The organism is Mesorhizobium sp. M4A.F.Ca.ET.050.02.1.1, from assembly GCF_003997725.1.
In the GTDB taxonomy this organism is placed as follows: Bacteria; Pseudomonadota; Alphaproteobacteria; order Rhizobiales; family Rhizobiaceae; genus Mesorhizobium.
In genome coordinates this window covers 1-23,864 of sequence record NZ_RZSG01000024.1, presented here as the reverse complement: position 1 = coordinate 23,864, position 23,864 = coordinate 1, and the positions used below count along the sequence as shown (strand labels likewise).

The 23,864-nt window shown below is 64.6% G+C and carries 23 protein-coding genes, 1 tRNA gene and 1 pseudogene; 7 read left to right on the top strand and 18 right to left on the bottom strand.

Features of this window, described 5'->3' with window-relative positions; genetic code table 11:
- Both EOA33_RS03875 and EOA33_RS03870 read left to right on the top strand, forming a co-directional pair.
- Positions 1-224, top strand: a pseudogene (locus tag EOA33_RS03875) (hypothetical protein); the annotation flags it as partial.
- A 68-nt stretch (positions 225-292) separates the two neighbouring features.
- Positions 293-2,386 carry a phosphatidylserine/phosphatidylglycerophosphate/cardiolipin synthase family protein gene (locus EOA33_RS03870; RefSeq protein WP_127404981.1) on the top strand — a complete coding sequence of 698 codons (2,094 nt, stop codon included), beginning with the start codon at positions 293-295 and terminating at the stop codon, positions 2,384-2,386.
- Between the two features lie 67 nt (positions 2,387-2,453).
- Here the strand turns inward: EOA33_RS03870 and EOA33_RS03865 are convergent, their stop codons facing one another.
- From EOA33_RS03865 to rsfS, 8 genes are all read right to left on the bottom strand, one after another.
- A complete protein-coding gene (locus tag EOA33_RS03865; protein WP_127404980.1) occupies positions 2,454-3,710 on the bottom strand; it encodes a D-amino acid dehydrogenase in 1,257 nt (418 codons plus the stop codon).
- 179 nt (positions 3,711-3,889) lie between these two features.
- Positions 3,890-5,035: an alanine racemase gene (gene alr / locus EOA33_RS03860; RefSeq protein WP_127404979.1), complete on the bottom strand. Its 1,146-nt coding sequence runs from the start codon at positions 5,033-5,035 to the stop codon at positions 3,890-3,892.
- 82 nt (positions 5,036-5,117) lie between these two features.
- Positions 5,118-5,633, bottom strand: coding sequence for an RNA pyrophosphohydrolase (locus tag EOA33_RS03855; protein ID WP_127404978.1), 516 nt, complete (start codon positions 5,631-5,633; stop codon positions 5,118-5,120).
- Positions 5,634-5,890: 257 nt separating this feature from the next.
- The gene (locus EOA33_RS03850; protein ID WP_127404977.1) at positions 5,891-7,078 is read right to left on the bottom strand and encodes a divergent polysaccharide deacetylase family protein; all 1,188 of its coding nucleotides are present in this window, start codon (positions 7,076-7,078) and stop codon (positions 5,891-5,893) included.
- Between the two features lie 204 nt (positions 7,079-7,282).
- On the bottom strand, positions 7,283-8,608 hold the full coding sequence (locus EOA33_RS03845) for a S41 family peptidase (protein WP_187331394.1): 1,326 nt from the start codon (positions 8,606-8,608) through the stop codon (positions 7,283-7,285).
- Position 8,609: 1 nt separating this feature from the next.
- The gene (locus EOA33_RS03840) at positions 8,610-9,956 is read right to left on the bottom strand and encodes a murein hydrolase activator EnvC (RefSeq protein WP_127404976.1); all 1,347 of its coding nucleotides are present in this window, start codon (positions 9,954-9,956) and stop codon (positions 8,610-8,612) included.
- Between the two features lie 124 nt (positions 9,957-10,080).
- On the bottom strand, positions 10,081-10,563 hold the full coding sequence (rlmH, locus tag EOA33_RS03835; protein WP_126057805.1) for a 23S rRNA (pseudouridine(1915)-N(3))-methyltransferase RlmH: 483 nt from the start codon (positions 10,561-10,563) through the stop codon (positions 10,081-10,083).
- A 63-nt stretch (positions 10,564-10,626) separates the two neighbouring features.
- Positions 10,627-11,004, bottom strand: coding sequence for a ribosome silencing factor (rsfS, locus tag EOA33_RS03830; protein ID WP_126059326.1), 378 nt, complete (start codon positions 11,002-11,004; stop codon positions 10,627-10,629).
- A 243-nt stretch (positions 11,005-11,247) separates the two neighbouring features.
- Between rsfS and EOA33_RS03825 the strand changes: the two genes are divergently transcribed.
- Positions 11,248-12,105 (top strand): mechanosensitive ion channel family protein, encoded by an 858-nt coding sequence (locus tag EOA33_RS03825; RefSeq protein WP_127404975.1) that lies wholly within the window; start codon positions 11,248-11,250, stop codon positions 12,103-12,105.
- A 15-nt stretch (positions 12,106-12,120) separates the two neighbouring features.
- Here the strand turns inward: EOA33_RS03825 and EOA33_RS03820 are convergent, their stop codons facing one another.
- The 4 genes from EOA33_RS03820 to EOA33_RS03805 all read right to left on the bottom strand — a co-directional run bounded on the left by EOA33_RS03820 (position 12,121) and on the right by EOA33_RS03805 (position 16,188).
- The gene (locus EOA33_RS03820) at positions 12,121-13,410 is read right to left on the bottom strand and encodes an MFS transporter (RefSeq protein WP_127404974.1); all 1,290 of its coding nucleotides are present in this window, start codon (positions 13,408-13,410) and stop codon (positions 12,121-12,123) included.
- A gap of 75 nt (positions 13,411-13,485) precedes the next feature.
- Positions 13,486-14,256 carry a galactosyltransferase Lgt5 gene (locus EOA33_RS03815; protein ID WP_127404973.1) on the bottom strand — a complete coding sequence of 257 codons (771 nt, stop codon included), beginning with the start codon at positions 14,254-14,256 and terminating at the stop codon, positions 13,486-13,488.
- Entirely contained in the window at positions 14,253-14,885 is a 633-nt protein-coding gene (locus tag EOA33_RS03810) for a nicotinate-nucleotide adenylyltransferase (RefSeq protein ID WP_245455340.1), read from the bottom strand. Before EOA33_RS03810 ends, EOA33_RS03815 begins: the two co-directional genes overlap by 4 nt.
- 22 nt (positions 14,886-14,907) lie before the next feature.
- Positions 14,908-16,188 (bottom strand): glutamate-5-semialdehyde dehydrogenase, encoded by a 1,281-nt coding sequence (locus EOA33_RS03805; protein ID WP_126057802.1) that lies wholly within the window; start codon positions 16,186-16,188, stop codon positions 14,908-14,910.
- Positions 16,189-16,266: 78 nt separating this feature from the next.
- On the opposite strand from EOA33_RS03805, the gene EOA33_RS03800 reads away from it, so the two are divergent.
- Positions 16,267-16,758: a hypothetical protein gene (locus EOA33_RS03800; protein WP_127404972.1), complete on the top strand. Its 492-nt coding sequence runs from the start codon at positions 16,267-16,269 to the stop codon at positions 16,756-16,758.
- A 14-nt stretch (positions 16,759-16,772) separates the two neighbouring features.
- On the opposite strand, the gene proB is transcribed toward EOA33_RS03800, so the two are convergent.
- The gene (proB, locus tag EOA33_RS03795; RefSeq protein WP_126057800.1) at positions 16,773-17,894 is read right to left on the bottom strand and encodes a glutamate 5-kinase; all 1,122 of its coding nucleotides are present in this window, start codon (positions 17,892-17,894) and stop codon (positions 16,773-16,775) included.
- A gap of 2 nt (positions 17,895-17,896) precedes the next feature.
- Positions 17,897-18,925, bottom strand: a complete 1,029-nt coding sequence (obgE, locus tag EOA33_RS03790; protein WP_127404971.1) for a GTPase ObgE — start codon at positions 18,923-18,925, stop codon at positions 17,897-17,899.
- A 294-nt stretch (positions 18,926-19,219) separates the two neighbouring features.
- Here obgE and EOA33_RS03785 point away from each other — a divergent pair, with 294 nt between their 5' ends.
- Entirely contained in the window at positions 19,220-20,083 is an 864-nt protein-coding gene (locus tag EOA33_RS03785) for an endonuclease/exonuclease/phosphatase family protein (RefSeq protein ID WP_126057798.1), read from the top strand.
- Positions 20,084-20,261: 178 nt separating this feature from the next.
- Here EOA33_RS03785 and EOA33_RS03780 read toward each other — a convergent pair whose 3' ends face one another.
- From EOA33_RS03780 to EOA33_RS03770, 3 genes are all read right to left on the bottom strand, one after another.
- Positions 20,262-20,849, bottom strand: a complete 588-nt coding sequence (locus EOA33_RS03780; protein WP_126057797.1) for a GNAT family protein — start codon at positions 20,847-20,849, stop codon at positions 20,262-20,264.
- A 118-nt stretch (positions 20,850-20,967) separates the two neighbouring features.
- Complete coding sequence (gene rpmA, locus EOA33_RS03775) at positions 20,968-21,237, bottom strand: 50S ribosomal protein L27 (protein WP_127404970.1); 270 nt, start codon at positions 21,235-21,237, stop codon at positions 20,968-20,970.
- Positions 21,238-21,338: 101 nt separating this feature from the next.
- Complete coding sequence (locus EOA33_RS03770) at positions 21,339-22,022, bottom strand: 50S ribosomal protein L21 (RefSeq protein WP_127404969.1); 684 nt, start codon at positions 22,020-22,022, stop codon at positions 21,339-21,341.
- A gap of 394 nt (positions 22,023-22,416) precedes the next feature.
- Here EOA33_RS03770 and EOA33_RS03765 point away from each other — a divergent pair.
- Positions 22,417-22,506: transfer RNA gene (locus EOA33_RS03765), tRNA-Ser, on the top strand.
- Positions 22,507-23,097: 591 nt separating this feature from the next.
- Positions 23,098-23,580, top strand: a complete 483-nt coding sequence (locus EOA33_RS40205) for a site-specific integrase (RefSeq protein WP_245482218.1) — start codon at positions 23,098-23,100, stop codon at positions 23,578-23,580.
- A 74-nt stretch (positions 23,581-23,654) separates the two neighbouring features.
- Here EOA33_RS40205 and EOA33_RS39660 read toward each other — a convergent pair.
- Positions 23,655-23,864 (bottom strand): hypothetical protein (locus EOA33_RS39660; protein ID WP_210212545.1); only part of this gene is annotated, 210 nt, incomplete at its 5' end.

Below are 23,864 nucleotides of genomic sequence, written 5' to 3'. Positions count from 1 at the left end.
ACGCCTGCTACATCGCCCGCCACAACCATTGCGACTGCGACGGCGCCCTTGTCGCCTCGGCGCGAGCGATCCGCGACGACAAGAGCGCGACGAGGGCGATGCGCGACGAGGCCGAACTCCTGATCGCCACGTTCGCCGTCCCCGTCTGCAAGATCTTCCCGCAGGGCTTCATGCCGCCACGCGATCCCGCCCAGCTCAAGGCCATGAACGGGGCCACCGGGTGACGCGGCGCAATTTCGGATGCCTGGCCCTGCTCTGGCTGGCGCTCGCGGCAACGGCCGGCTGCGCCGGCATGCCCGGCCGTTCCGCCTGCGCTTTCTTTCCGGGCGATGATACCTGCGACCGGCCGCCGGTCTCGGCCGACACCACCGGCACCGAGATCGCAACCGCACAATACTTCGGGAATGACGACAACGGCGCCTACGAGAAGCGGTTCCAGGCGCTGCTCGCCCAGAGCCGGCTCGACGCGCTCGATCGCACGAACGGCACCGGCCGTTTCGGCCATGACTGGCGTGATGTCCAGAACAGCCGTTTCCAGGCGACCTACCGGACGCTGCAGCGGCTGGCGAGGCCGCTCGACAAGACCGAGCTGACGCCAACCCGCGATAAGCCCGGCGAGGATCATTTCACCGGGCGCTGGCGCATGTCGCGCCAGACGCTCTATCTCGATGCCGCCGCCCGGCCTTTCGCGCCGAGGATATTCAGTTTTTCCGGACTGGAGGCGCGCTCGGTCGAGATCGTGCTTCGTCAGGCCGGCCGGAAGCCGATCGACATAGGTGGCTCCTGCGACGGGCCGCTGGCAATCCGCGCCTCGGGACGATCAAGCAGCATTGCGGCGGGCTCGGCGTTTCATCTCAGCCTGCCGGCGGCAGAAACATCAGCAAGCCTGTTTCCCGATGAAGCGCTGACCCGCTGCGACCTGCGTGTCCGCTCCGACCTCGCCCCCGCCGGCGCACCGCTGACCATCCTGCGCGAGGAGGTCGCCGACCCATGGGTCGCCGCGCTCGACAGCCGCTACGATCGCTGTCCGGTGCCCGATCCGTCGGGGTTGAAGAAACTGGACCGTGTGTTCTATGCCGGCCGCTGGCTGTCGCAGACCTGCGCGCTGCCGCTCGGCAAACCGCTTTTGCTGCGCAAGTCGCGCGATGGGTTCAACGCCAAGGTCGAGGCCTTGCTGGGCACAAGGCTTTCCGACAGCGCCCTCGACAAGGCCGATCCGGAGCTGCCGCTCGACTTCACCCATGCGCCGAAACTCAGGCTGATCTATCTGTCGTCACTGGAGTTCAAGGCGGACTTTTCCGGCCGCGTCATGGAGCGGCTGGTCCGCCACCATGCCGCCTTGGGCACCAAGGTGCGCATCCTGGTCACCGATGTGCTGGAGCGCGAGAAGGACGACGTCCTGCTGCACCGGCTGGCGGCGGAATTCCCCAATGTCCAGCTTCAGGAATACCGCTGGCGGGCCGACCATGGCGCGCCGATCGACGAGCAGATCTCACAGCTGCACAAGACCCATCACGTCAAGATGCTGGCGGCGCTGGCCGACGATCCCGGCCGTTCGCGCGTCATCATCGGCGGCCGCAACATCCATGACGGCTTCCTGTTCCACAGACCGGTCGACCTGTCGCGCTATCCGGACCTGCAGCAATACGGCAGGACCGACGGCTTCTCGCTGAACTACTATTCGAACTGGAGCGACTTCGACATTGAGTTCGCCGATCCGGCGATGGTCCAGACGCTCGCCGCGCATCTGTCGACCGTATGGCTGCGCGATGCCGACACCAATATCTCGCGGCCGTTTTCGATTCCGGTCCGCGCCAGCGGCCGGCTCCCGCAAGGCGTCGCCCGGCATTTCATCTCCGCGCCCTATGAGGACGGGCACGCGCTGGAGAACTATTTCGTCGAATTGATCGACACCGCCGAGCACCATATCCAGATCGTCAATCCTTACCTGAATTTGACGCCGAAGCTCGCGCTGGCCTTCGACCGGGCGCTGGCGAGAGGCGTCAGGATCGACATTGTCGGCCGCATCGACCTCAAGGGCGATATCGGCGGCAAGTTCCTTACCGCGCTCAACAAGCTGTTCGTCGAGAAGTACGGCGACCGCATCGACATCCGCGAATTCAAGGCGCCCGACGTGGTGCTGCATTCCAAGATCATGATGATCGATGAGCGGCTGGTGGCGATCTCGTCGGTCAACCTCAACAACCGCAGCTTCTTCCATGACTCGGAGAACGGCATGACCGTTCTCGACCCCGCCTTCTATGCCAGGATGAGGCCGGTTTATGACGACTACCTCGCGCACTCGACCCCGGTCGCCACCAATGTGACGATCCCCTGGGCCTACAGGCTGCTGTTCAGCCAGAGCTGGGTGAAGCAGGCATTTTGATGCATGTCGCCCAAAAGCATGCAGCGGTTTTCGGACAACGACATGCACAAAGCTTAAGGCCGCCGCACTATTTCAGGTAGCGTTCCGGCCCGAGGTCGTGCGCGTTGATCTCCGGCACCCGGCTGGAGATGATGTCGGCCAGCACCTTGGCCGAGCCGCAGGCCATGGTCCAGCCGAGCGTGCCGTGGCCGGTGTTGAGATAGAGGTTTGACAGCTCACTGCGGCCGACCAGCGGAGGCCCGTCCGGCGTCATTGGCCGCAAGCCGCACCAGAAGGTCGCGGTCTTGAGATCACCGCCGCCCGGGAAGAGATCGCCGACCGAATGCTCCAGCGTACGCCGGCGCGACTCGTGCAGCCTCATGTCGAAGCCTGAAATCTCAGCCGTGCCGCCGACGCGGATGCGATCGCCGAGCCTGGTGATCGCCACCTTGTAGGTCTCGTCCATCACCGTCGAGACGGGCGCGGCATCGGCATCCTTGATCGGCACGGTGATCGAATAGCCCTTGACCGGGTAGACCGGGATTGGCCGTTTCACCCGGCGCATTGCCTGCGCTGAATAGCTGCCCATCGCCATCACATAGGCATCCGCCGCCTTCCAGCCCTTGCTGGTGTGGATGTTGTGCACACGGTTGCGGCTGCGGATGATTCGCCTGATCACGGTGTCGTATTCGAAGGTGACGCCGCGCGCCACGCAGAGCTCCGCCAGCCGGTCGGTGAACATCTTGCAGTCGCCGGTTTCGTCGCCCGGCAGCCTGAGACCGCCGACAAATTTTCCGCGCACGCCGGCCAGCGCCGGCTCGGCGGCGATGCAGCCCTCGGCGTCGAGGACTTCATAGGGAACGCCGTATTTCTTCAGTACCTCGACGTCGCCGCCGGTGCCGTCGAGCTGCTTTTGCGTACGGAAAAGCTGCAGCGTGCCCTTGGCCCGCTCGTCATAGGCGATGCCGGTCGTCTGGCGCAGCGTCTTCAGCGTATCGCGGCTGTATTCAGCAAGCGGCACCATGCGCGACTTGTTGAGCGCATAGCGCTCGGCGGTGCAGTTGCGCAGCATCTTCAAGAGCCATGTCCACATATGCGGATCGAAGGCCGGCCGCACCACCAGCGGGCCATGCTTCATCAGCAGCCATTTGATCGCCTTCAGCGGGATGCCCGGGCCGGCCCAGGGCGAGGCATAGCCTGGCGAGACCTCGCCGGCATTGGCGAAGCTGGTTTCCAGTGCCGGACCTTTCTGGCGATCGAACACCGTCACCTCGTGGCCGGCCTCGGCGAGGAAGTAAGCGGTGGTGACCCCGATCACACCGCCGCCCAGCACGAAGATCTTCATCGCATCGCTCTCCACGACGACGTCTGGTCAGGGCTCTCACTGTTATGTGGCGCATGATCCTTGCGCGAAGATCGTTGCCGATTTTCGGAGCCATGCGCAGGCCGGGGTCGTCGCCCACTGTCTGCCGGATTTTGCGGCGTCCGCCAAGTGGCCGCGCCAGGCCGCGATATTGAAAAACCTCAGCCGCCCACATAGCGCCGGTGAAAACGCGGTCCGAGGCTGGTCAGGATCTCGTAGCCGATCGTGCCGGCATGGCCGGCCGCGTCGTCGACGCTCTGTGACGTACCAAGCAGTTCGACCAGATCGCCTTCGCCGAGCCTGCCGGGCGGCAAGGCGGAAATGTCGAGTATGATCGAATCCATCGACACCCTTCCGACAAAGGGCAACCGCACGTTCTCGAACCAGGCGGCCGAGGCGGCGCGCCGGTGCCAGCCATCGGCATAGCCGAGCGAAATCGTCGCCAGCCTGAGCGCATCCTGCGCGCGATAGGTGTGGCCGTAGCCGACGCCTGCCCCCTTCTCGACGCTTCGCGTCTGCACGACCTTGGCCTGCAGCCGCACCACTGGCAGCATCGGGTTCGGATCCGTCGGCGTCGGATTGATGCCGTAGAGCGCCGCCCCGGGGCGGACGAGATCGAACTGGAAGGCCGGCCCGAGAAAGATGCCGGAGGAATTGGCCAGCGAAGCCGGCGCCTCGGGCAGCATCTTGCGCAAGCGCTCGAACGTCAGCCACTGCCGCTCGTTGGCCGGATGTGCCGGCTCGTCCGCGCAGGCGAGATGGCTCATGACCAGGGTGACCGCAATACCTTCGAAGGAATCGGGCTTGTGGCTCAGCTCTTCGACCTCCGCCGGCGGCATGCCGAGCCTGGACATGCCGCTGTCGACCTGGATCGCGGCCGGCAGCTTGCGGCCGGCCTGTTGACCAGCCTCGCTCCAGGCCGTGAGTTGCGTTGAGCTGTTGATGACGACGCAAAGGCCGGCTTCGACGGCCTCGTTTTCCGAGCCCGGCGGCAGCCCGTTCAGCACATGGATCACCGGGCCGGGCCCGAGCGCCTTGCGCAGCGCAATGCCTTCGGAGAGCAGCGCGACGAAGAAGCTGGTGCAGCCTTCCGCCGCCAGCGTCGCCGCCACCGCCGCGGCGCCCAGCCCATAGCCGTCGGCCTTGACCACGCCGGCGCAATGGGCGCTGCCCGCCCGCGCTTTCAGCCGCCGGTAGTTCTCCCTGATGGCGCCGAGATCGATGCTCAGGATCGCCCCGGCCACGGCCTCGCTGACCGGTCCGGCAGCTTCTGTGTTCGGGATAGGCCTTTCGGCGGCGTCGTCCATGCCGGCCCCCATTGCATCGGCCATCAATAGAGCATGATCGCTAAAAGTTGGAACCCGGTTTTTGGAAAGACGTGTTTGCGCCTTATGAGACCAGGTGCTGAAACGCCGCAACCACCTCCTCATAGACCTGGCGCTTGAACGGCACGATCAGGCCGGGCAGGTCCTGCATCGGCCGCCACGCCCATTTGTCGAACTCGGCGGTGTGGCCGCCCGGCGGCGGATTGATCTGGATTTCACCGACATCGCCATGGAAGCGGTAGGCGAACCATTTCTGCGTCTGGCCGCGATAGCGCCCTTTGAGGGCGACGCCGACCAGATGCGCCGGCAGATCGTAGTTGATCCAGTCCGGCGCCTCGGCGAGCAGCGAGACCGAGCGCATGCCGGTTTCCTCGTAGAGCTCCCGCTCCGCCGCCTCGAGCGGCTCCTCGCCCTTGTCGATGCCGCCCTGCGGCATCTGCCAGAGCTGCGTCGTGCCGGAGAACTCGCTGTCCGATTCGGCGATGCGATGGCCGACCCAGACCAGCCCGTCGCCATTGAGGATCATCAGGCCGACGCATGGACGGTAAGGCAGGGTTTCGGGATCGACGTTTTTGGCCATAAATGAAAGTTCCAGCCGTTTTGAGAATTCGCTCCGGCGAGGCAGGTGGCGAGCGATTTCGAGAACCGGAACGGAGCGTACTTAAAGGACGTGAACAGCGCGTATGACCCCGAAAATCGAAACCGATGTTTCGGAAAGGATCATACGCAAATCAAAAAAGCTATAGCGTCCTTTGCCCATCCAAAGGACGCGCGGCGCTGTAGACGCGCAGAAAACGTCGCCAGATGCCCGCCGGAGTAAAATTATCGGGACGGCTGTTAGCCTTTTTGCGGATCGATCGCTACCGCCGAGATCGGCACGATCTCGATGCCGCGTTTTTTCGCCTCGGCCACCCAGGCCGAAACCGTGTCGACCGTGAGATCGAAGGCCGAGCCGATGCCGACGGCGGTGCCCTTGGCCCGCGCGGTGGCTTCCAGCTCGTCCAGCTTCTTCAGGATCGCGCCGCGATCCTGCACCGCGTCGATCGATGTGTCGCCGGCGACGAACGGCACGCCGTCCTTCAGCGCCAGGTCCGGCGCCAGGCTGCGCGCCGACGAGCCGTCGTCGACATAGGCGAGACCCCTCTTGCCGAGCTCGGCGATGAACGGCGCCATCGCGGCCGCGTCGGCCGAGAACCGCGCCCCCATATAGTTCATGACGCCGGTATAGTTGGTCGTCCGCGACAGCGCCCAGTGCAGGCTTTTCAGGTTCTCGTCCGGGCTCGCCGCCACAGTCAGCGTGTTACGGCCGGGATTGATGTTGGGATAGTCGAATGGTTCGAGCGGGATCTGCAAGACGATCTCGTGCCCGCTCTGCCGCGCCGCCTGCATCCAGCGGCCGATGCTGTTGCCTTGCGGCGCGAACGCCAGCGTCACCTCGGCCGGCAATTTGGCGATGGCCGCCTGCGTGCCGGTCTGGGAGACGGCGAGCCCGCCGATAACGATCGCCACGCGTGCGCCGCGCGACCCCGACCACGGCCGCGCATAGACGTCGAACGGTCGCCTGCCGTCGGCGGCGCGGGCCGGCAGCGGGCCGGTGTCGCTGGCTTCGATCAACGCCTTGTCGGGGATATGCGCGATCTTCAGGTTCTGGCCGATCGCGGAAGGATCGCGGATGACGATGGCCGCCTTGGGCGGGCCGTCGCCTTCCTCGGTCTGGACATGGATGATCTGCGGTCCGCCGGCCTTGGGCGTTTCGACCTTGGGTGCCGCCGTCGCCGCCTCCGCGGTGGGTGCCGGGGCAGGCGTTGCGGCCGGGGCCGGCGCCACCTTCGGCGTCGACACCGCGACCTCTTGCGGCTTGCGGAACGGTTTTTCGCGCAACGCGATCGCGCCGGAGACGCCGATCACCGCAAGCACGGCGAGCGTCGCCGCGACCGCGCCGGTGCTGATGCCGCGCGACGCAACACGCTGCGGCCTGAGAGCCTGCCCGAGTGGTCGCTCTATGTCCTTGCCGATGTCCACCAAGCCGCAACCCCGATGCATTGGGACCGGCAGGTGGGTCACCTCCCGGAACGCCAACGCCAATCCAAGCCTTCTCGGCGCCTGCCACGCCTCGGGCGCGGCGCGCCAGCCGCGTCCCCGAATCAAACTGCCGGAACCTCGCGGTCCCGGCAGCATCGCATTGCTTCGATCAGGCGGCCAGACCTCTTGGTCTGGTCCGCCGAATCCTTACTGGTTGAGCACGGCCTTCTGCGGATTCGGCGGGAACGCCGGATCGGTCTTCTGGCCGCGCAAAAGCTGCTCGGCATAGATCAGCTGCAAGTCGTCCTTCGGATCCGGCGGCACATAGGCAGCCGAGCCGGAGCCGGTCGAGCTCTCGTCGGCGCCCTTGATATGGCCCTTGAGGTCCGATTCGCCGCGCGTCAGGTCCCGGCCCTGCAGGTCCGCCGGCAGCGGCTGCTCGACCTTTATGTCAGGCGTGATGCCCTTGCCCTGGATCGACTTGCCGGACGGGGTGTAATAGAGCGCCGTCGTCAGCCTGAGCGCGCCGTTCTCGCCGAGCGGGATGATGGTCTGCACCGAGCCCTTGCCGAAGGACTGCGTGCCGACCACGGTGGCGCGGCGCAGGTCCTGTAGCGCGCCGGCGACGATTTCCGACGCGCTCGCCGAACCGCCATTGACCAGCACGATCAGCGGTTTGCCGCCGATGTCGTCGCCCGCCCTCGCGTCGAAGCGGGTGACGTCCTTCGGATCGCGGCCGCGCGTCGAGACGATCTCGCCGCGGTCGAGGAAGGCATCCGACACGCTCACCGCCTGGTCGAGCAGGCCGCCCGGATTGAGGCGCAGATCGAGCACATAGCCCTTGAGCTTGTCGGCCGGCACCTGCTTCTTGATGGTGTCGATGGCGTTCTCGAGATCGTCATAGGTCTTCTCGGTGAACGAGGTGATCTTCATGTAGCCGACGTCGTTCTCGACCCGGAACTTGACCGCCTTGACCTTGATGATGTCGCGCACCACCGTCAGCTCGATCGGCTTGTCGGCGCCCTGGCGCAGGATGGTCAGCTTGATCGGCGTGTTGACCGGTCCGCGCATCTTCTCGACGGCGTCGTTGAGGGTCAGGCCGCGCACCTCCTCGCCGTCGATCTTGGCGATGTAGTCGCCTGCCAGCACGCCGGCCTTGGCGGCCGGCGTGTCGTCGATCGGCGTGATCACCTTGACCAAGTCGTTCTCCATGGTGACCTCGATGCCGAGGCCGCCGAACTCGCCCTTGGTCTGCACGCGCATGTCCTGCGCCTGCTCGGCGTTCATGTAGGACGAGTGCGGATCAAGCGAGGCCAGCATGCCGTTGATGGCGTTCTCGACCAGCGACTTGTCGTCCGGCGGCGTCACATATTGCGCCCGCACACGCTCGAAAATATCGCCGAAGATCGCCAGCTGCTTGTAAGTCTCGGAGCCCGCAGCGTTCGCCGTCGAGCCTGGCGCGCCGTAGACCAGACTCATCGCTGACGCGCCCATCAGCGCGCCGGCGAACAGAAGCGAAAGTTTCCGCATCATTTCACGTCCTTCCAGAAAAACGGTCCGCCCACCATGGGGTCGGATCGACGGGTTTCCCATCCTTGCGGAACTCGACATAGAGCTCCGGCGTGGCATTTCCATTCTGCGAAGCCGAGGTGCTCGCCACCCGGGCCTCTCCCATCGCGCCGACCGGTTCTCCTGCGAGCACCGACTGGCCAGTCGCGACACTGATTCTGCTCATCCCAGCCAGGACGACATGATACCCGTCGCCGGCATTGAGGATCAAGAGTTGACCATAAGAGCGAAACGGCCCCGCATAAAGCACATTTCCATCCGCCGGCGCGGTGACGATGGCTCCCGATTGTGTCGCAACCATGTCGCCCTGCATCACCGCGCCGTTACCGTCATCGGCCCCGAAGCGCCGCTTGATCTTGCCGGTGACCGGCAGCGCGATCTGTCCCTGCAGCGCCGAGAACGGCGCCGCGGCCGTGAGTCGGTTGCCTTCCGGCACCGGCAGCGAAGCGAGTTCCGTCGAGGCCGGCGCCCCGTTCGGTGCCGCCTGGTCGACATCACCCGATTTCCGCTCGGCCGCCTTGGCCTGGTCCGCCGCCTTGCGTGTTTTGTCTGCTTCAAGCGAGGCGATGAGCTCCTTCAGGCTGCCCGCCCTGGCGGCCAGCGCCTGCGAGCGCTGCTTCTCGGCGGCGATCTCCGTCTCGGTGTCGGCCTGAAGCCTCTGCTTGGCCTCGAGCAGCATGCTCAGCCGCTTCTTTTCGGCCGTCTGTTCGCCGACCGCCGTGGTCAGCCGTGCCCGCTCGGCCTCGATCGAGGCCGTCACCCGCGTCTGCTCCTTGAGGTCGGCAAGCAGCATTTCGGTCTGCTCGCGCAATTCCGGGACCACCGCGCCGAGCAGGATGGCGCTGCGCACCGACGACAGCGCATCCTCCGGTTTGACCAGGATCGCCGGAGGCGGATTGAGTCCCATGCGCTGCAGCGCGCCCAGCACTTCGGCCAGCACGTCGCGTCGCGCCGCCAGCGAGGCACGGATCTTCTGCTCTTCCCCTTTCAGCCCTTCCAGCTTGGCGCCGATATCCTCGATGTCCTGACCGAGCTTCTGCTCGGTCATCGCCGACTGGATCAGCGCCGCTGTGATCGAGGCATGATCCTTCTTGACCGCCGCTATGTCGGCAGCGAGCTTGGCCAGCCGCTCGGAAGAAAGCGTGATTTCCTTCGAGACCTGCTCATATTCGGCCCGGCTCTGGTCGGGATCGGGCGCCGGGTCGAGCGTGTTCTCGGCCATCACGGGGCCCAGCGACAGCACGATCGCGGCCGCGGTCAAACCACAGCGCGCGCGCCAGGAGCTCGTTTTCGATTTCCAGCCTTCAGACATCAGGCGTCGACTCTAACTGCGGCTTCGTTAACGAACCATCAACCATGTTCGGCGACCGCGGGCAGCCTTGTCCCGCAATGGGGCGAAAATCCGGGCGGGCCCGCGCCGATCCACAGCCTTCGCTCTACGAACGATGGTAGGGGTGCCCGGAAAGGATAGTGGCCGCCCGATAGAGCTGTTCGCCCAGCATCACCCGCACCAGCTGGTGCGGCCAAGTCAGCGCCCCGAAGGACAGAACCAGATCGGCCTGGTCGCGCAGCGACTGGTCGTGGCCGTCGGCGCCGCCGATGGCGATCACCAACGCCTTCCGGCCGCCGTCGCGCAGCAAGCCGAGGCGGCCGGCGAAATCCTCGGAGGAGAAATTCTTGCCGCGCTCGTCGAGCAGGACCAGCGCCGTGCCTTGCTGCAGCATCGTCTGCAGCTTCTGGCCTTCCTCGCGCCGGCGCTCATTGGCGGTCTGGGCGCGGCCTTCTCCAATCTCGACAAGGCCGGCATATTCCAGCCCCACCACCGGGCCGCTCTTGGCGAAGCGCTCGAAATAGCGGTCGGCGAGTTCTCTCTCGGGGCCGGCTTTCATCCGGCCCACGGCATGAACAGTGATCTTCATCCCTGCCTCGAAGAGCCGCAAATGCATGTCACCCAGGGATGGGGGACACGCACCAAATACGGCTCAGTGAAGGGTCTCTTCCTCGAGGTCCGGCGCCTGCCACATCTTTTCGAGATTGTAGAATTCGCGGACTTCGGGACGGAAGACATGGACGATGATATCGCCCGAATCGATCAGGACCCAGTCGGCGCCGGCCAGCCCCTCGACGCGCGCCATGCCGAGTCCGGCATCTTTCAGCGCCTTGAGGAGGTGATCGGCGACAGCCGAGACATGACGGTGCGATCGGCCCGAGGCGACGACCATGTAGTCGCCGAGGCTCGATTTCCCCTGGATGTCGATTGAGACGATGTTTTCGGCCTTGGAGTCTTCCAGACTGGCAAGGACTGTCTTGATGGCGCGGGACACGGCGTCGTTTCCGCTGATCCCGGCCGGCGAAGGCACGATGTCGGCCTTCTTCCGCAGTGCTGTTCTCAGTGTCTTTCCTTTCGCAGCAAGAACAACCAAATCACCCGCCAAATCAGGGCGACACCACTTAGATAGGCAGAGTTCCGTTGCAGTTTCAAGACGGCGACCCGTGCCGCCGCAAACGCGACCTCTTCCGATTGGTTCCGCTGGCCGGGAAAAATCGGGAACCCATCGCGTCCGCATGGGTTATCGGCTCGCCCACCAACCGGATTTCCCATGATGCCGATCGATCCCCAGGATACCCTCCTCGCCGTGCAGGCAAGCCTTGCGCAGCTCAGCAGTCTGATCGTTTCCTACTCCTTCTCGGCCATAGGCGCCGTCATATTGCTGGTCGTCGGCTATCTCGTCGCCGGCCTTGCCGAACGCTCGATCTTTGCCGGGCTCGGCCATGTCCATGGTTTCGACGCGACGCTGCGCCACTTCTTCTCGAAGATTGTGCGCTACGCCATCCTGATCCTCGTCGTCATCATGGTGCTCGGCCAGTTCGGCGTGCAGACGGCCTCGATCATTGCCGCTATCGGCGCCATCGGCCTCGCCATCGGGCTGGCGCTGCAGGGCACGCTGCAGAACATCGCCGCCGGCATCATGCTGCTTGCGCTGAGACCCTTCCGCATCGGCGAATATGTCGAGGTCGGCCCCATCTCCGGCACCGTGGAGGAGATCGGCCTGTTCGCCACCAGGCTGAGGACGGTCGACGGCGTCTATGTGCTGGCGCCCAATTCGACGCTTTGGAACCAGCCGGTGCGCAATTATACGCGCAACGGTGTGCGGCGCGGCGATGTCACGCTGACCATCGGTTCCTGGAATGACATCGACCTGGCGCAAAAGGTGATGCTCGGCGTCGCCGCCACAGAGCGGCGCGTCAGGCGCGAGCCGGTCCCGATTGCCTTCGTCTCCACCGTCGGAGACAGCGGCGTCGCCATCAGCCTGCGCTACTGGACCTCGGCCGCCGATTTCTTCGCCACTCAGATCGATCTTACCAAACGCGCCAAGCAGGCCTTCGACGCCGAAGGCATTTCGGTCCCGGCGCCGCCACCGGAAGCGCCGAGCCAGGAACCGTCCGTGACCAGGCAATAGGACGCAGGCTCAACGCTAATTGCCGGAGCGACGCTGCTCGTCCGGCGCGAAGGCGAGCTCCACCGGCAGCGGCGCCTGCGCGCACATCGGCGCGAAGCTGCCGGTCGCGGTGGCCGGAACCGGCCGTGCCGCCAGCATCCGCCACAAGACGAACAGGCAGAACGCCGAGGCAATGAAGATCCCGACATAGATGAAGGTTCCGGTGCCGTAGACCGCGGAAAGCGCCGTCACGATGCCCGGCACCACGAACCCGGCCAGCGACCAGGCAAAAAGCATCGAGCTCGACAGGGCCAGCAGGTCATCCTTGCCCGCGCGGTCGGCGGCGTGCGCGCTGGATAGCGAATAGATCGATTCCGACGCCCCATCCCAGATCAGATAGACCGCAAGCAGAACGCCCAGCGCCCCGCCGTCGAAGGTGATGGCGAACAGGCTGGCAACGAGGGCAAGCAGTGCCGCGCCGATCAGCACATAGCGCCGGTCGGTCCGGTCCGAGATCCAGCCGAGCGGTATCTGCAGGATCAGCGTGCCGACCGGCATGGCCGACAACAGCAGCGCCACATCCGCCTGGCTGTAGCCCTTGGCGGTGGCATGGATCGGCGCGAAACCGGAGATGATCATCGACAGGCCGCCGACGGCGAGCATGCCGGCGACGCCGACCGGCGAGATCCGCCAAGCGCGACCAAGCGCGACGGATGCCGCCTGCGGCGGTGGCGGCTGCGCCAGCCGCGTCATGCCGACCGGCAGGATCGACAGCGCCGTGAAGGCGATGCCGATCAGCGGCGCTGCCGACGTCCGGATGTCGATGGCGGCGAGCGTCGCATAGCCGACACCGAGGCCCGCGACATAGGCAACATAGAACACCGCCATGACGCGGCCGCGTATGGCATTGGCCACGGCATCGTTCAGCCAGCTCTGGGCGACGATGAACAGGCCGCATATGGCGAACCCGTAGAGCGCGCGCGCCGCGATCCAGATGAGCGGGATCGGCCCTGCGCCGATCGCGGCGTTGGAGAGCGCGATCAGCGCCGAAAGCACCATGAAGGCGCGCGCATGCCCGACCCGGCGCACCAGCGGGCCAGTCAGGATGCAGCCGGCGAGCCCGCCGGCCGACAGCCCGGTGACGATCAGCCCGGCCCAGGTCGGATCGAAGCCGTCGGCGCCGAGTCGCACCGGGATGAAGGCGAACATCAGCCCGTTGCCGATCGCGATCAGCGCCATCGACACGACAACGCTGGCAATGGCGATCAGCGGCGCCGGCTGCTTGCTATCCTCTCGCTCGATGGTGGTGCGGTTCTTCTCAAGCATTCGTGCAGCATCGCCCACCGCACGGCGAAAGGCCGCCGCAAAAGCGACATCGCCGGACGGGCAGCGGCGCCGACCTCACATGGCCAGAATTTCGCCCAACGGCGAGCTCGGCGGCACATCGGCCAGCCGCAGCTTCCAAAGCGAGCCGTGCCAAAGATGGATCGCCAGCGTTTCCGGCTTCACCACATCGGCGATGGATTTCCGGGGATCGAGCAGCGTGCCAGCGCCCTCGACATTGGGATAGAACACATCCACCGGCGAAGCCTCGCCCAGCAGCCCGTGCTTGCGCGCCAGATAGGTCAGCAGGGGTGGGCCGATCGAGGCATGCGGCAGGTCCTCGAATCCCCTCACCCTACCGAGCGCCCGCAAAGCGCCGAAGCGCAGCCGCTTGGTCCACGAATACCATTCGGGAAACCGCTTAGGGTGGTCGACCGTCTCGACCAGATCGGCGAGGATCGGCGAGCCAACGGGAAGGCTCAGCACCGCATTGTTGATGCGTGTCTCGCTTTCCCAGCCGAACAGATAGGGTCGCCGGCACAGCGGCCGCACGCAATACATGTCGCAGTCGATGTAGATCTCGGCGCCGGTGGCCAGGAGCTTGTAGCGGAAGATGTCGGCGAACAGCGCCAGGCCGCCATTGCGATGCCTGATGATGCGCTCACGTGGCAGGATTCTTGTCGCATCGACGAGTTCGACGCCAGCCGGCGCGTCGCCGGGGTCGTCATAGACATGCAGCAGCGTGCGGTGGCCTGCCCTGACGAAGGACTTCAGGCAGGCGGTGTGCATTGCCCCGAGCGGCCCGCCGATCCAGAAAGCATGAACCGCGGGCAGTCCGGGATCGGTCATGGCTTCGCCAGCTTGCGGATGGCGCTCGACGACAGCGACGAGCGCGGGCCGTGGATGAAGGTCCAGGCCGGCGCCTTCATGCGGGCTAGGCGCGGCGCGTCGCCCTCGTCGACGCGGGCATAGTCGAAGGTCTTGGCGACCACCGAGGACAGGAAGGAGAGCGTGGCGCCCGGGCGGTCGATGACGGCGATCGGGAAGGTCATGACGATCTGGCGCCAGCGCTGCCAGCGGTGGAAGGCGCGCAGCGAATCGGCGCCCATGATCCAGACGAAGTCGACGCCGGGATTGCGCGCCTTGACCAGCGCCAGCGTGTCGGCGGTGAAGCGGAAATGATGCGCGGCCTCGAAGGCGGTGACCTTCATCTTCGGGTTGCGGGCTGTCTTTTCGGAGAGTTCGATGCGCTCGGCGAGCGGCGCCAGCTCGCGCGTGCTCTTCAGCGGATTGCCCGGCGTCACCATCCACCACAGCTGGTCGAGCGCCAGGCGTCTGAGCGCGATCTCGGCGACCAGCGCATGTCCGGCATGCGGCGGGTTGAACGAGCCGCCGAACAGGCCAACCGCAACCCCTTTGCCGGCATGCGGCATGCGTAGATAGTGCGATGGGACGGCGGGCTCGGAAGAGGACAGCATCAGGCTCTTCCGGCGAAAAACGTCACGGCCTCACCTGTCCCGACCCGCGCACGCGGTATTTGAACGAGGTCAGTTGCTCGACGCCGACCGGCCCGCGCGCGTGCATTTTGCCGGTGGCGATGCCGATCTCGGCGCCCATGCCGAACTCGCCGCCATCGGCGAACTGCGTCGACGCATTGTGTAGCAGGATCGCCGAATCGATCTCGTTGAAGAAGCGCTCCACCGCCTGCGTGTCCTCGGCGAGAATCGCTTCGGTGTGGTGCGAGGAGAAGGTCTCGATATGCTCGATCGCGCCCGCGACGCCATCGACCAGCTTCACCGCGATGATGGCGTCGAGATACTCGGTCACCCAGTCGGCATCGGTCGCGGGACTAGCGTCGGAGAACGCCTTCAGCACCTCTCCGTCGGCATGGATCTCACAGCCCGCCGCCCGCAAGGCTACGAGGATGGGCACGAGATGGGTCGCCGCCGCCGCGCGGTCGACAAGCAGCGTCTCGGCCGCGCCGCAGACGCCGGTGCGCCGCATCTTGGCATTGACGGCGATCGTCACCGCCATGTCGAGATCGGCCGATCGGTCGACATAGACATGGCAGATGCCTTCGAGATGGGCAAAGACCGGCACCCGCGCCTCGCTCTGAACACGCTCGACCAGGCTGCGGCCGCCGCGCGGAATGATCACGTCGAGATTGCCGCCGAGGCCCTTCAGCATCTCGCCGACGGCGGCGCGGTCGGTGGTCGGCACCAGCTGGATGGCATCCTGCGGCAGGCCAGCCGCTTTCAGCCCCGCTACCATACAGGCATGGATCGCCGCCGACGAATTGAGCGAATCCGAGCCGCCGCGCAGGATCACCGGATTGCCGGCCTTGAGGCAGAGCGCGCCGGCATCGGCCGTCACATTCGGCCGGCTTTCATAGATGACGCCGACGACGCCGAGCGGCGTGCGCACTCGCTCGATGTGGAGTCCGTTCGGCCGGTCCCATTCTGCGATCACGTCGCCGACCGGATCCTTTAGCGCGGCGATCTCGCGAATGCCGTCGGCCATCGCCTCGATGCGCGACGGTGTCAGTTTCAACCGGTCCATGAAGGAACCGGAAAGGCCGGATTCCTCGCCATTCGAGACGTCGATTGCGTTGGCGTCGAGAATCGCCTGCTCGTTGCGAAGAATGGCTTCGGCCATGGCGACAAGCGCGGCGTTCTTGGCGGCGGTGGTGGCAATGGCCAGCGGTCGGGCCGCGGCGCGCGCCTGGCGGCCTGTCCGTGCCATCAAACTGGCTACATCTTCGCCTTGGTGTTTGTTCAGCATTTGACCGCTCCGGTGAAGCTTGGTGGATTTACACGCGGCCGGCCCTCGCGGCAATGGCTGCAAATTTGGGGGAGCAGCATGAAGAGCGCCATAATCCTGTTTGCTCTCGGCGCGATGCTGGCGCCGACAGCCCTACGCGCCGCCGATTACTGCGACGACAAGCTCGAACCCGGGGAGAGCATCGACGGCAAGGCTATGGCCATGGTGAGTTCCATGTTTTCCATCGGGCTTGCGGAGCGCTATTGCGGCGCACCACCGATGCCACTTTCCCAGATCTTCGTCATTGTCGAGGAGGCCCATGGGTGCGGGCCGCGAGCACGACTCGAGGACAAGTTCAAGAAAACGATGGAGGAAGAAGGTGGGCCAAAGGTAACGACGACCGCCGAATTCATCCGCGAGATGCTATCTGAAGGTGGAAACGATCTTCCCCAGGCCGAACTGGATCGACAAGCCAGGGCTGCCATCGAAACCGAGTTGGGAGGTTGCGGCGAACTTCTGAAAATGCAGCGAGACTTTCAGGAGAGGTACCGCAATCCACCCCAATGGCCGCCGGAGCCCGAGCGCCCATAATCGCGGGCCACGTCTCAGTTGGCGGCGCCGCTCACCACCAGATCGTCGCGGTGGATCATCGCCGAGCGTGCCTCATAGCCGAGCACGGTTTCGATCTCGGCCGTCTTCAGGCCAGCGATCCTTACGGCATCGGCGGCGTCGTAGGCAACCAGCCCGCGCGCGATCTCGCGGCCCTCGGGCGACAGGATCGCCACCGTATCGCCGCGCGAAAAATTGCCGCTGACCAGCTTGACGCCCGCCGGCAGCAGCGACTTGCCCGATAGCAGCGCGCCGATGGCGCCGGCATCGACGGTGAGCCGTCCCGCCGGTTCGAGCTGCCCGGCGATCCAGGTCTTGTAGCCCTTCACCGGATTGGTGCTCGGCTTGAAGAAAGTGGCGCGTTCGCCGCGTTCGATCGCCATCAGCGGCGACAGCCTGGTGCCCGACGTGATGACCATGGCGGTGCCGGCCGCATTGGCGATCTTGCCGGCGTCGAGCTTTGTGCGCATGCCGCCGCGCGACAGCTCGGACGCGGCGGCACCCGCCATCGCCTCGATGTCGGGGGTGATGCGATCGACCACCGGGATGAATTTGGCTTGCGGATCCCTGGCCGGCGGCGCCGTGTAGAGCCCGTCGATGTCGGAGAGCAGCACCAAAAGGTCGGCCCCCATCATCGTCGCCACCCGCGCCGCCAGCCGGTCGTTGTCGCCATAGCGGATTTCGGAGGTCGCGACCGTATCGTTCTCGTTGATGACCGGCACCGCCTTCATCTTGAGCAGCGTCGAGATCGTGGCGCGGGCGTTGAGGTAGCGGCGGCGCTCCTCGGTGTCGCCGAGCGTGAGCAGGATCTGGCCGGATTTCAGCCCGCCCTTGCCGAGCGCGTCCGACCAGGCGCCGGCGAGCGCGATCTGGCCGACGGCGGCGGCGGCCTGGCTCTCCTCCAGCTTTAGCGCCCTCTTTCCAAGACCGAGGATGGTGCGGCCGAGCGCGATCGCGCCCGAGGAGACGACGAGCACTTCGGCGCCGCCATGGGCAAGCACCGCAATGTCGTCGGCCAGCGAATCCAGCCAGTCGCGCTTCAGCCCCGTGCCGCGGTCGACAAGCAGCGCCGAGCCGATCTTGACGGTGATGCGCCGGTATTTCTTCAGCGACTGCATGGTCACTGCCAGCGCGTGTCGGCGGGAGCGGGAACCGCGTCGCGCGCCTCGGCCACGACAGCCATCAGCGCGCGCTGCACCGCTTCCACGCCTTCGCCGGTGACGGCCGACAACAGCATCGGCGCGCGGCCGGCGGCGCGCTTAAGCGAGGCCGTCTTCTTCTTGCGCCCCTCGGCGTCGAGGATGTCGATCTGGCAGAGCGCCACGATCTCGACCTTCTCAGCCAGCCCATGGCCATAGGCCTCGAGCTCGGCACGCACGGTCTTGTATGCCTTGCCAGGATTCTCCTCCTGGGCGGAGACGAGATGCAGCAAGACGCGCGTGCGCTCGACATGGCCGAGGAACCGGTCGCCAATACCGACGCCCTCATGCGCGCCCTCGATCAGCCCGGGGATGTCGGCGATGACGAATTCGCGGCCGTCGATGCGGGCGACGCCGAGGCCGGGATAGAGCGTGGTGAAGGGATAGTCGGCGATCTTCGGCTTGGCAGCGGTGACGGCGGCGAGGAAGGTCGACTTGCCGGCATTGGGCAGGCCGACCAGGCCGGCATCCGCGATCAGCTTCAGCCGCAGCCAGATGCTGAGCTCCTCGCCCGGCAGGCCGGGATTGGCGCGGCGCGGCGCCTGGTTGGTCGAGGTCTTGAAATGCTGGTTGCCGAAGCCGCCATTGCCGCCCTTGGCAAGCAGGAAGCGCTGGCCGACCACTGTGATGTCGCAGATCAGCGTCTCATTGTCCTCGGCAAAGATCTGGGTTCCGACCGGCACTTTCAGCGTGACGTCGGCGCCCTTGGCGCCGGTCATGTTGCGGCCCATGCCGTGCGTGCCGGTCTTGGCCTTGAAGTGCTGCTGATAGCGATAGTCGATCAGCGTGTTCAGTCCGTCGACCGCCTCCGCCCAGACATCGCCGCCGCGGCCGCCATCGCCGCCATCCGGCCCGCCGAACTCGATGAACTTCTCGCGCCGGAACGACACCGAGCCGGCGCCACCGTCGCCGGAGCGGATATAAACCTTTGCCTGGTCGAGAAATTTCATCGTCGTTTCGAGTTTCTGCTGATGGCCTTGAGCGATTGCTCTAAGGCATGTTGAGATTCAGGTCAGGCCGAGCCGAAAATGGCGAGTTCCGAGAACCGGAGCGAAGCGTGCTTAAGTACGCGAGCACCGGAAGCGCAGGAAACCGGCATTTGCAGGCCGGCATCACCTGAATCTCGACATGCCTTAAACCAAGGCGGGGCACAGCGCGAGGCCGATTTGCGACTAAAGCGCCGGATGCCCTTTTGCAAAGGACGCGGTAGCACTGTTGGCGGGCGGGACTGAAGGGGCGCGGCAATGAAGCTTGTCACCTACAACATCCAGTATGGCATAGGTCTCGACGACCGTTACGATGTTTCCCGCATCGCCGATGCCGTGCGCGGCGCCGACGTGATCGCGCTGCAGGAGGTCACCCGCAACAACCCCAGGAACAACAACCGCGACATGGTGGCCGAACTCGGCGAGGCGCTGCCTGACTACTTTGCCGCCTATGGCAGCAATTTCGAGGTCAATATCAGCTCGCGCCTGGAGGCCGGCCGCGCCATCACGACCACCTTCCAGCTCGGCAACATGGTGTTGTCGAAGACACCCATTCATCTGTCGCGCAACCTTCTCCTTCCGCGCAGCCGCAGCCTGGAGGCGATGAATTTCCAGCGTGGCGCGCTCGAGGCGCTGATCGAGACACCGCTCGGCTTTATCCGCTTCTACTCCACGCATCTCGACCATCGCAGCCCTGTCGAACGTCAAAGCCAGATCCGGTTCCTGCGTCAGCGCCTGTTGAACTATGCGCTGGAGGGCGGCGGCCTTTCCGGCATTCCCGAGATCGGCCTGCCGGATCTGCCCTACCCGGAAGCCTTCATCGTCATGGGCGACTTCAACATGCTGCCCGGCTCGCCCGAATATGTCGACCTTGCCGGCCGCCCGGACCACGAATTCGGCATGCCGCTCACCGCCGATCTCGCTGTCGATGTCGCGGAGCGCCTCGGCGTCCCGGATCTCGCCACCTGGGTCGACCCGAAACGGCCCGACGATGCGAGCCGCCACAAGCGCATCGACTACATCTTCACCAGCGCCTCGCTCGCCAGATCGCTGAAGCGCCTCTGGGTCGACCGGCAAGCGGTGGGTTCGGACCATCTGCCGGTCTGGGCCGAATTGGATTGACCTGGAAAACTTTCCGAACTGTCGAAGCGATGCGCTGATGTGTGTCGAGATTCAGGTCAGGCCGAGTCGAAAACGCTGGTTTCCGAGAACCGGAGCGGAGCGTGCTTGAGGCACGTGAGCACCGGAAGCACAGGAAACCAACGTTTGCAGACCGGCCTCACCTGAATATCGGCACACATCAAAAGTGGACCCAGTTGCGCAAGCTGGTCCACGTCTTGCGATCGAGCCGGTAGCGCTCGACCGGCACCTGGCCGGCGACGATCGAGTTCAGCATGCCCTGGCCGGCATACTGGAAGCCACACTTGTGAATGACCCGGCGAGAGGCCGGGTTGATGACCCGGGTCGAGGCCTGCAGCACCTGGATCGAGGTCCTCTGGAAGGCGAGGTCGACCAGCGCGTGCGCCGCTTCCGTGGCGTAGCCACGCTTCCAGTAAGGTTCACCGATCCAATAGCCGAGCTCCAGCCCGCGATCGGTGGTGTTGAGCCCCGCGCAGCCGACGAAGGTGCCGGTGCCGGCAAGCGTCAGCGCGTAGACGATGCCGGCGCGACGCGACGCCGCCATGGCGAGGAAGGCGCGTGCCTCGGCCTCGCCGTAGGGATGCGGCATGCGAACCAGCATCTCGGCCACGTGACGATTGTCGGCGAGCGCCACCAGTTGCCCGATGTCGCTGTCGCGCGGGGCGCGCATCACCAGCCGCTCGGTGGCCAGCACCGGGCAGTCTATCGCGTAACTTTCGTCGTCCGTGTCTTCCGCTTCGGCAACCATTTTCAGTCCTCCAGGCAAAGAAAAAGGGGAGATGGAAACCCATCTCCCCTGATCCTTTTCCTGGCCTGGCCAGACACCGGTTCCCGAGATGGGTGCCGGTGTTGTGGTGCGGAACCGGCTACTCCGCTGCTTTGGTAATCGGGTTCACCGAGACGTAGGTTCGGCCGTTGGCTTTTTTGTTGAAGGCGACTGCGCCGGCTTCGAGCGCAAACAGGGTGTGGTCCGTGCCCATGCCTACGTTAGTGCCCGGATGCCATTGCGTGCCGCGCTGACGAATGATGATGTTGCCGGCAAGCACGGCTTCGCCGCCGAACTTCTTCACGCCGAGCCGCTTGGAGTGCGAGTCGCGACCGTTGCGCGACGAACCGCCAGCTTTCTTGTGTGCCATCTAACTAACTCCGATACGCCGCGAGGGCGTTTGAATGGTCTTATGAACGCGTTCGCGTTCCGTTTCAAGTCCGATCCGGCGATCGTTTCGCCGGCTCCGCCTTACTTCTTCGCCAGCTCCTTGGCCTGCTCGCGCCAGTCCTTGATCTGGTCGGCGCTGAACGGCATGTGCTCGTCGATCTTGGCGACGTCCTTGTCGGTGAGCTTGGCGAGCTGCGCGAAGGTGATGATCCCCTGCTCGTTGAGGTCCTTGGCGGCAACCGGGCCGATGCCCTTGATCACCGTCAGGTCGTCCGGCTCGCCCTTCGGCGCCTTGAACAGCGGCGCGGCGGCTGCTTCGGCCTTGGCTTCTTCCTTCGGAGCAGCTTCCTTCTTGGCTTTGGCCTCCTTCGGAGCGGCTTCGGCCTTCGCCTCGACAGCAGCCTCGGCCTTGGCTTCCGGCTTGGCGGCGGCCTTCTTCGCCGGCTTGGCGCCACCCAGCAGGATCTCGGCGATCCTGACGGTGGTCAGAAGCTGGCGGTGGCCGATCTTGCGGCGCGAATTCTGCCGGCGGCGCTTCTTGAAAGCGATGACGGTGCGGTTCTTGCCCTGTTCGACGACTTCGGCCGTGACCAGAGCGCCATCGACGAACGGCGCGCCGAAGGTGACGTTCTCGCCCTCGCCATGCGCCAGCACATTGCCGATCTCGACGATGTCGCCGACCTTGGCTTCGAGTTTCTCGATCTTCAGGAGATCGTTGGCGGCGACGCGATACTGCTTGCCGCCCGTTTTGATGACTGCGAACATTTTTTGCCTTTCGCTGTTCGGTCGGCCTCGATGAACCGCATCGAGCGGTTCGGCCGTCTTTTTGTCAGTCTGCGGGTTCAAAAAACAAGCGGCGCGGAAGAACCCTCCACGCCGATTGCGCGCGTTCCCTAACCGAAGGTCCGGTCAAAGTCAAGGCAAGCAGCCGACACCATGAACGTCCGGCAGTTCGCGATGCCTGGGCCGGCTGCCGCCCGTATGCGAGGCGGACCATGACGCTCGCGGACTGGCCGTCTGCCGGCCCGTCGGAGCCGCCTGGCCGTGACCAAATCGACACCGCGTCAAAGAAGCCGCTCATCCGGCAGATTTGGCCTTGTAACCTTTACGTCCAGTCGTTATCTAGTGCGCCGCGCCGGCAACGGCCGACCATGACCGCGGAGAGGTGGCAGAGTGGTCGAATGCACCGCACTCGAAATGCGGCATGCTCGCAAGGGCATCGGGGGTTCGAATCCCTCCCTCTCCGCCATAAGTCATTGATTTAATTGACTTATTCGGTTCACTTTCTCTGACCCTTACTGCCCGTGGGACAGCCTTGGCACACTTTTGGCACAAGGCGGTTTGGATGGCGTCATTTCGAAAGCGGGGGAACTCTTGGCATGTTCAAATTAGGCGCACCGGGTTTCCGACTTTAACGGCCTCGTTCAGTCTGAAGGCTGATGCGGTCCTGTGGGCACGAGAACAGGAACAACGGATAGATCGGCGGGATATCCTGCCGTCCGTTACACGGCTTGATTCAATCACTCTCGACAGCCTGCTACGGAGATATGAAACGGCAATCTCGGTTCGAAAGCGTGGCGCTGACCGGGAGTCGTTCAAGATCAGGGTACTGCTGCGATCACCTATGGCAGGTCTACCCCTGTCAAAGCTGACCAGCACGATGATAGCTGCCTATCGGGACCAACGGCTGGCCACAGTGAAGCCGGCAACTGTCAGGCGAGAGCTGGCACTGCTACGACATTGCCTTGAAGTGGCTCGCCGTGAATGGGGTATTCCCCTGTCCCGGAATCCTTTCGAAGGTGTCAAACTGCCTTCCGTTCAAAACGCACGAGACAGGCGATTGGAGCATCATGAACAGAATGCCCTCGGGCAGGCTCTTAAGGGCAGCCGGGCTTGGTATCTCGCCCCGATGCTGGAATTGGCCGTTGAGACGGGAATGCGTCGTGGCGAACTTCTTAGCCTCGAATGGAAGCACGTCGATTTGGATGCCCGAACGGCTATCCTTCCCCTGACCAAGAACGGCAACTCTCGTAAGGTACCGCTCACGACACGGGCTGCGACCGTTCTCTCGAAGATTCCTGTGAGGGGCGAAACCGTGTTCCCGATTAGCCCGGGAGCATTCAGACAGGCATGGGAACGTCTGGTCAAGACCGGCCTCAAGAACCTTCTGTTCCATGACCTCCGCCACGAAGCTGTCAGCAGATTTTTTGAGATGGGTTTGTCGGTGCCGGAAGTGGCGTTGATCAGCGGGCACCGAGACTATCGTATGCTTTTTCGGTACACGCACATTAGGCCGGAGGATGTAGCGAGAAAGCTCCGATAAGGATCATTGAACGGCTGCGGCTTGGCATGGTCGCCTTTCAGGCGGTTAAACTCCCCGCAGCCGCCAGTTCAATATTAGCAGACATTTCCCACCCCAAACCTCACTGCAAATTGCGGACAGATGATCGCCGCAGTGGTGAACGTTGCCAGCATGGCCACAATGATAAACATTCTAATACGCATGCCGGCTGGGTCTTGATCTTTTCCGTATCGCATCGCACTCAAATTAGGATTTCTTATTACCCCAATCAGCTCTACTCCGGACACAAGCAAGAACAATCCGGT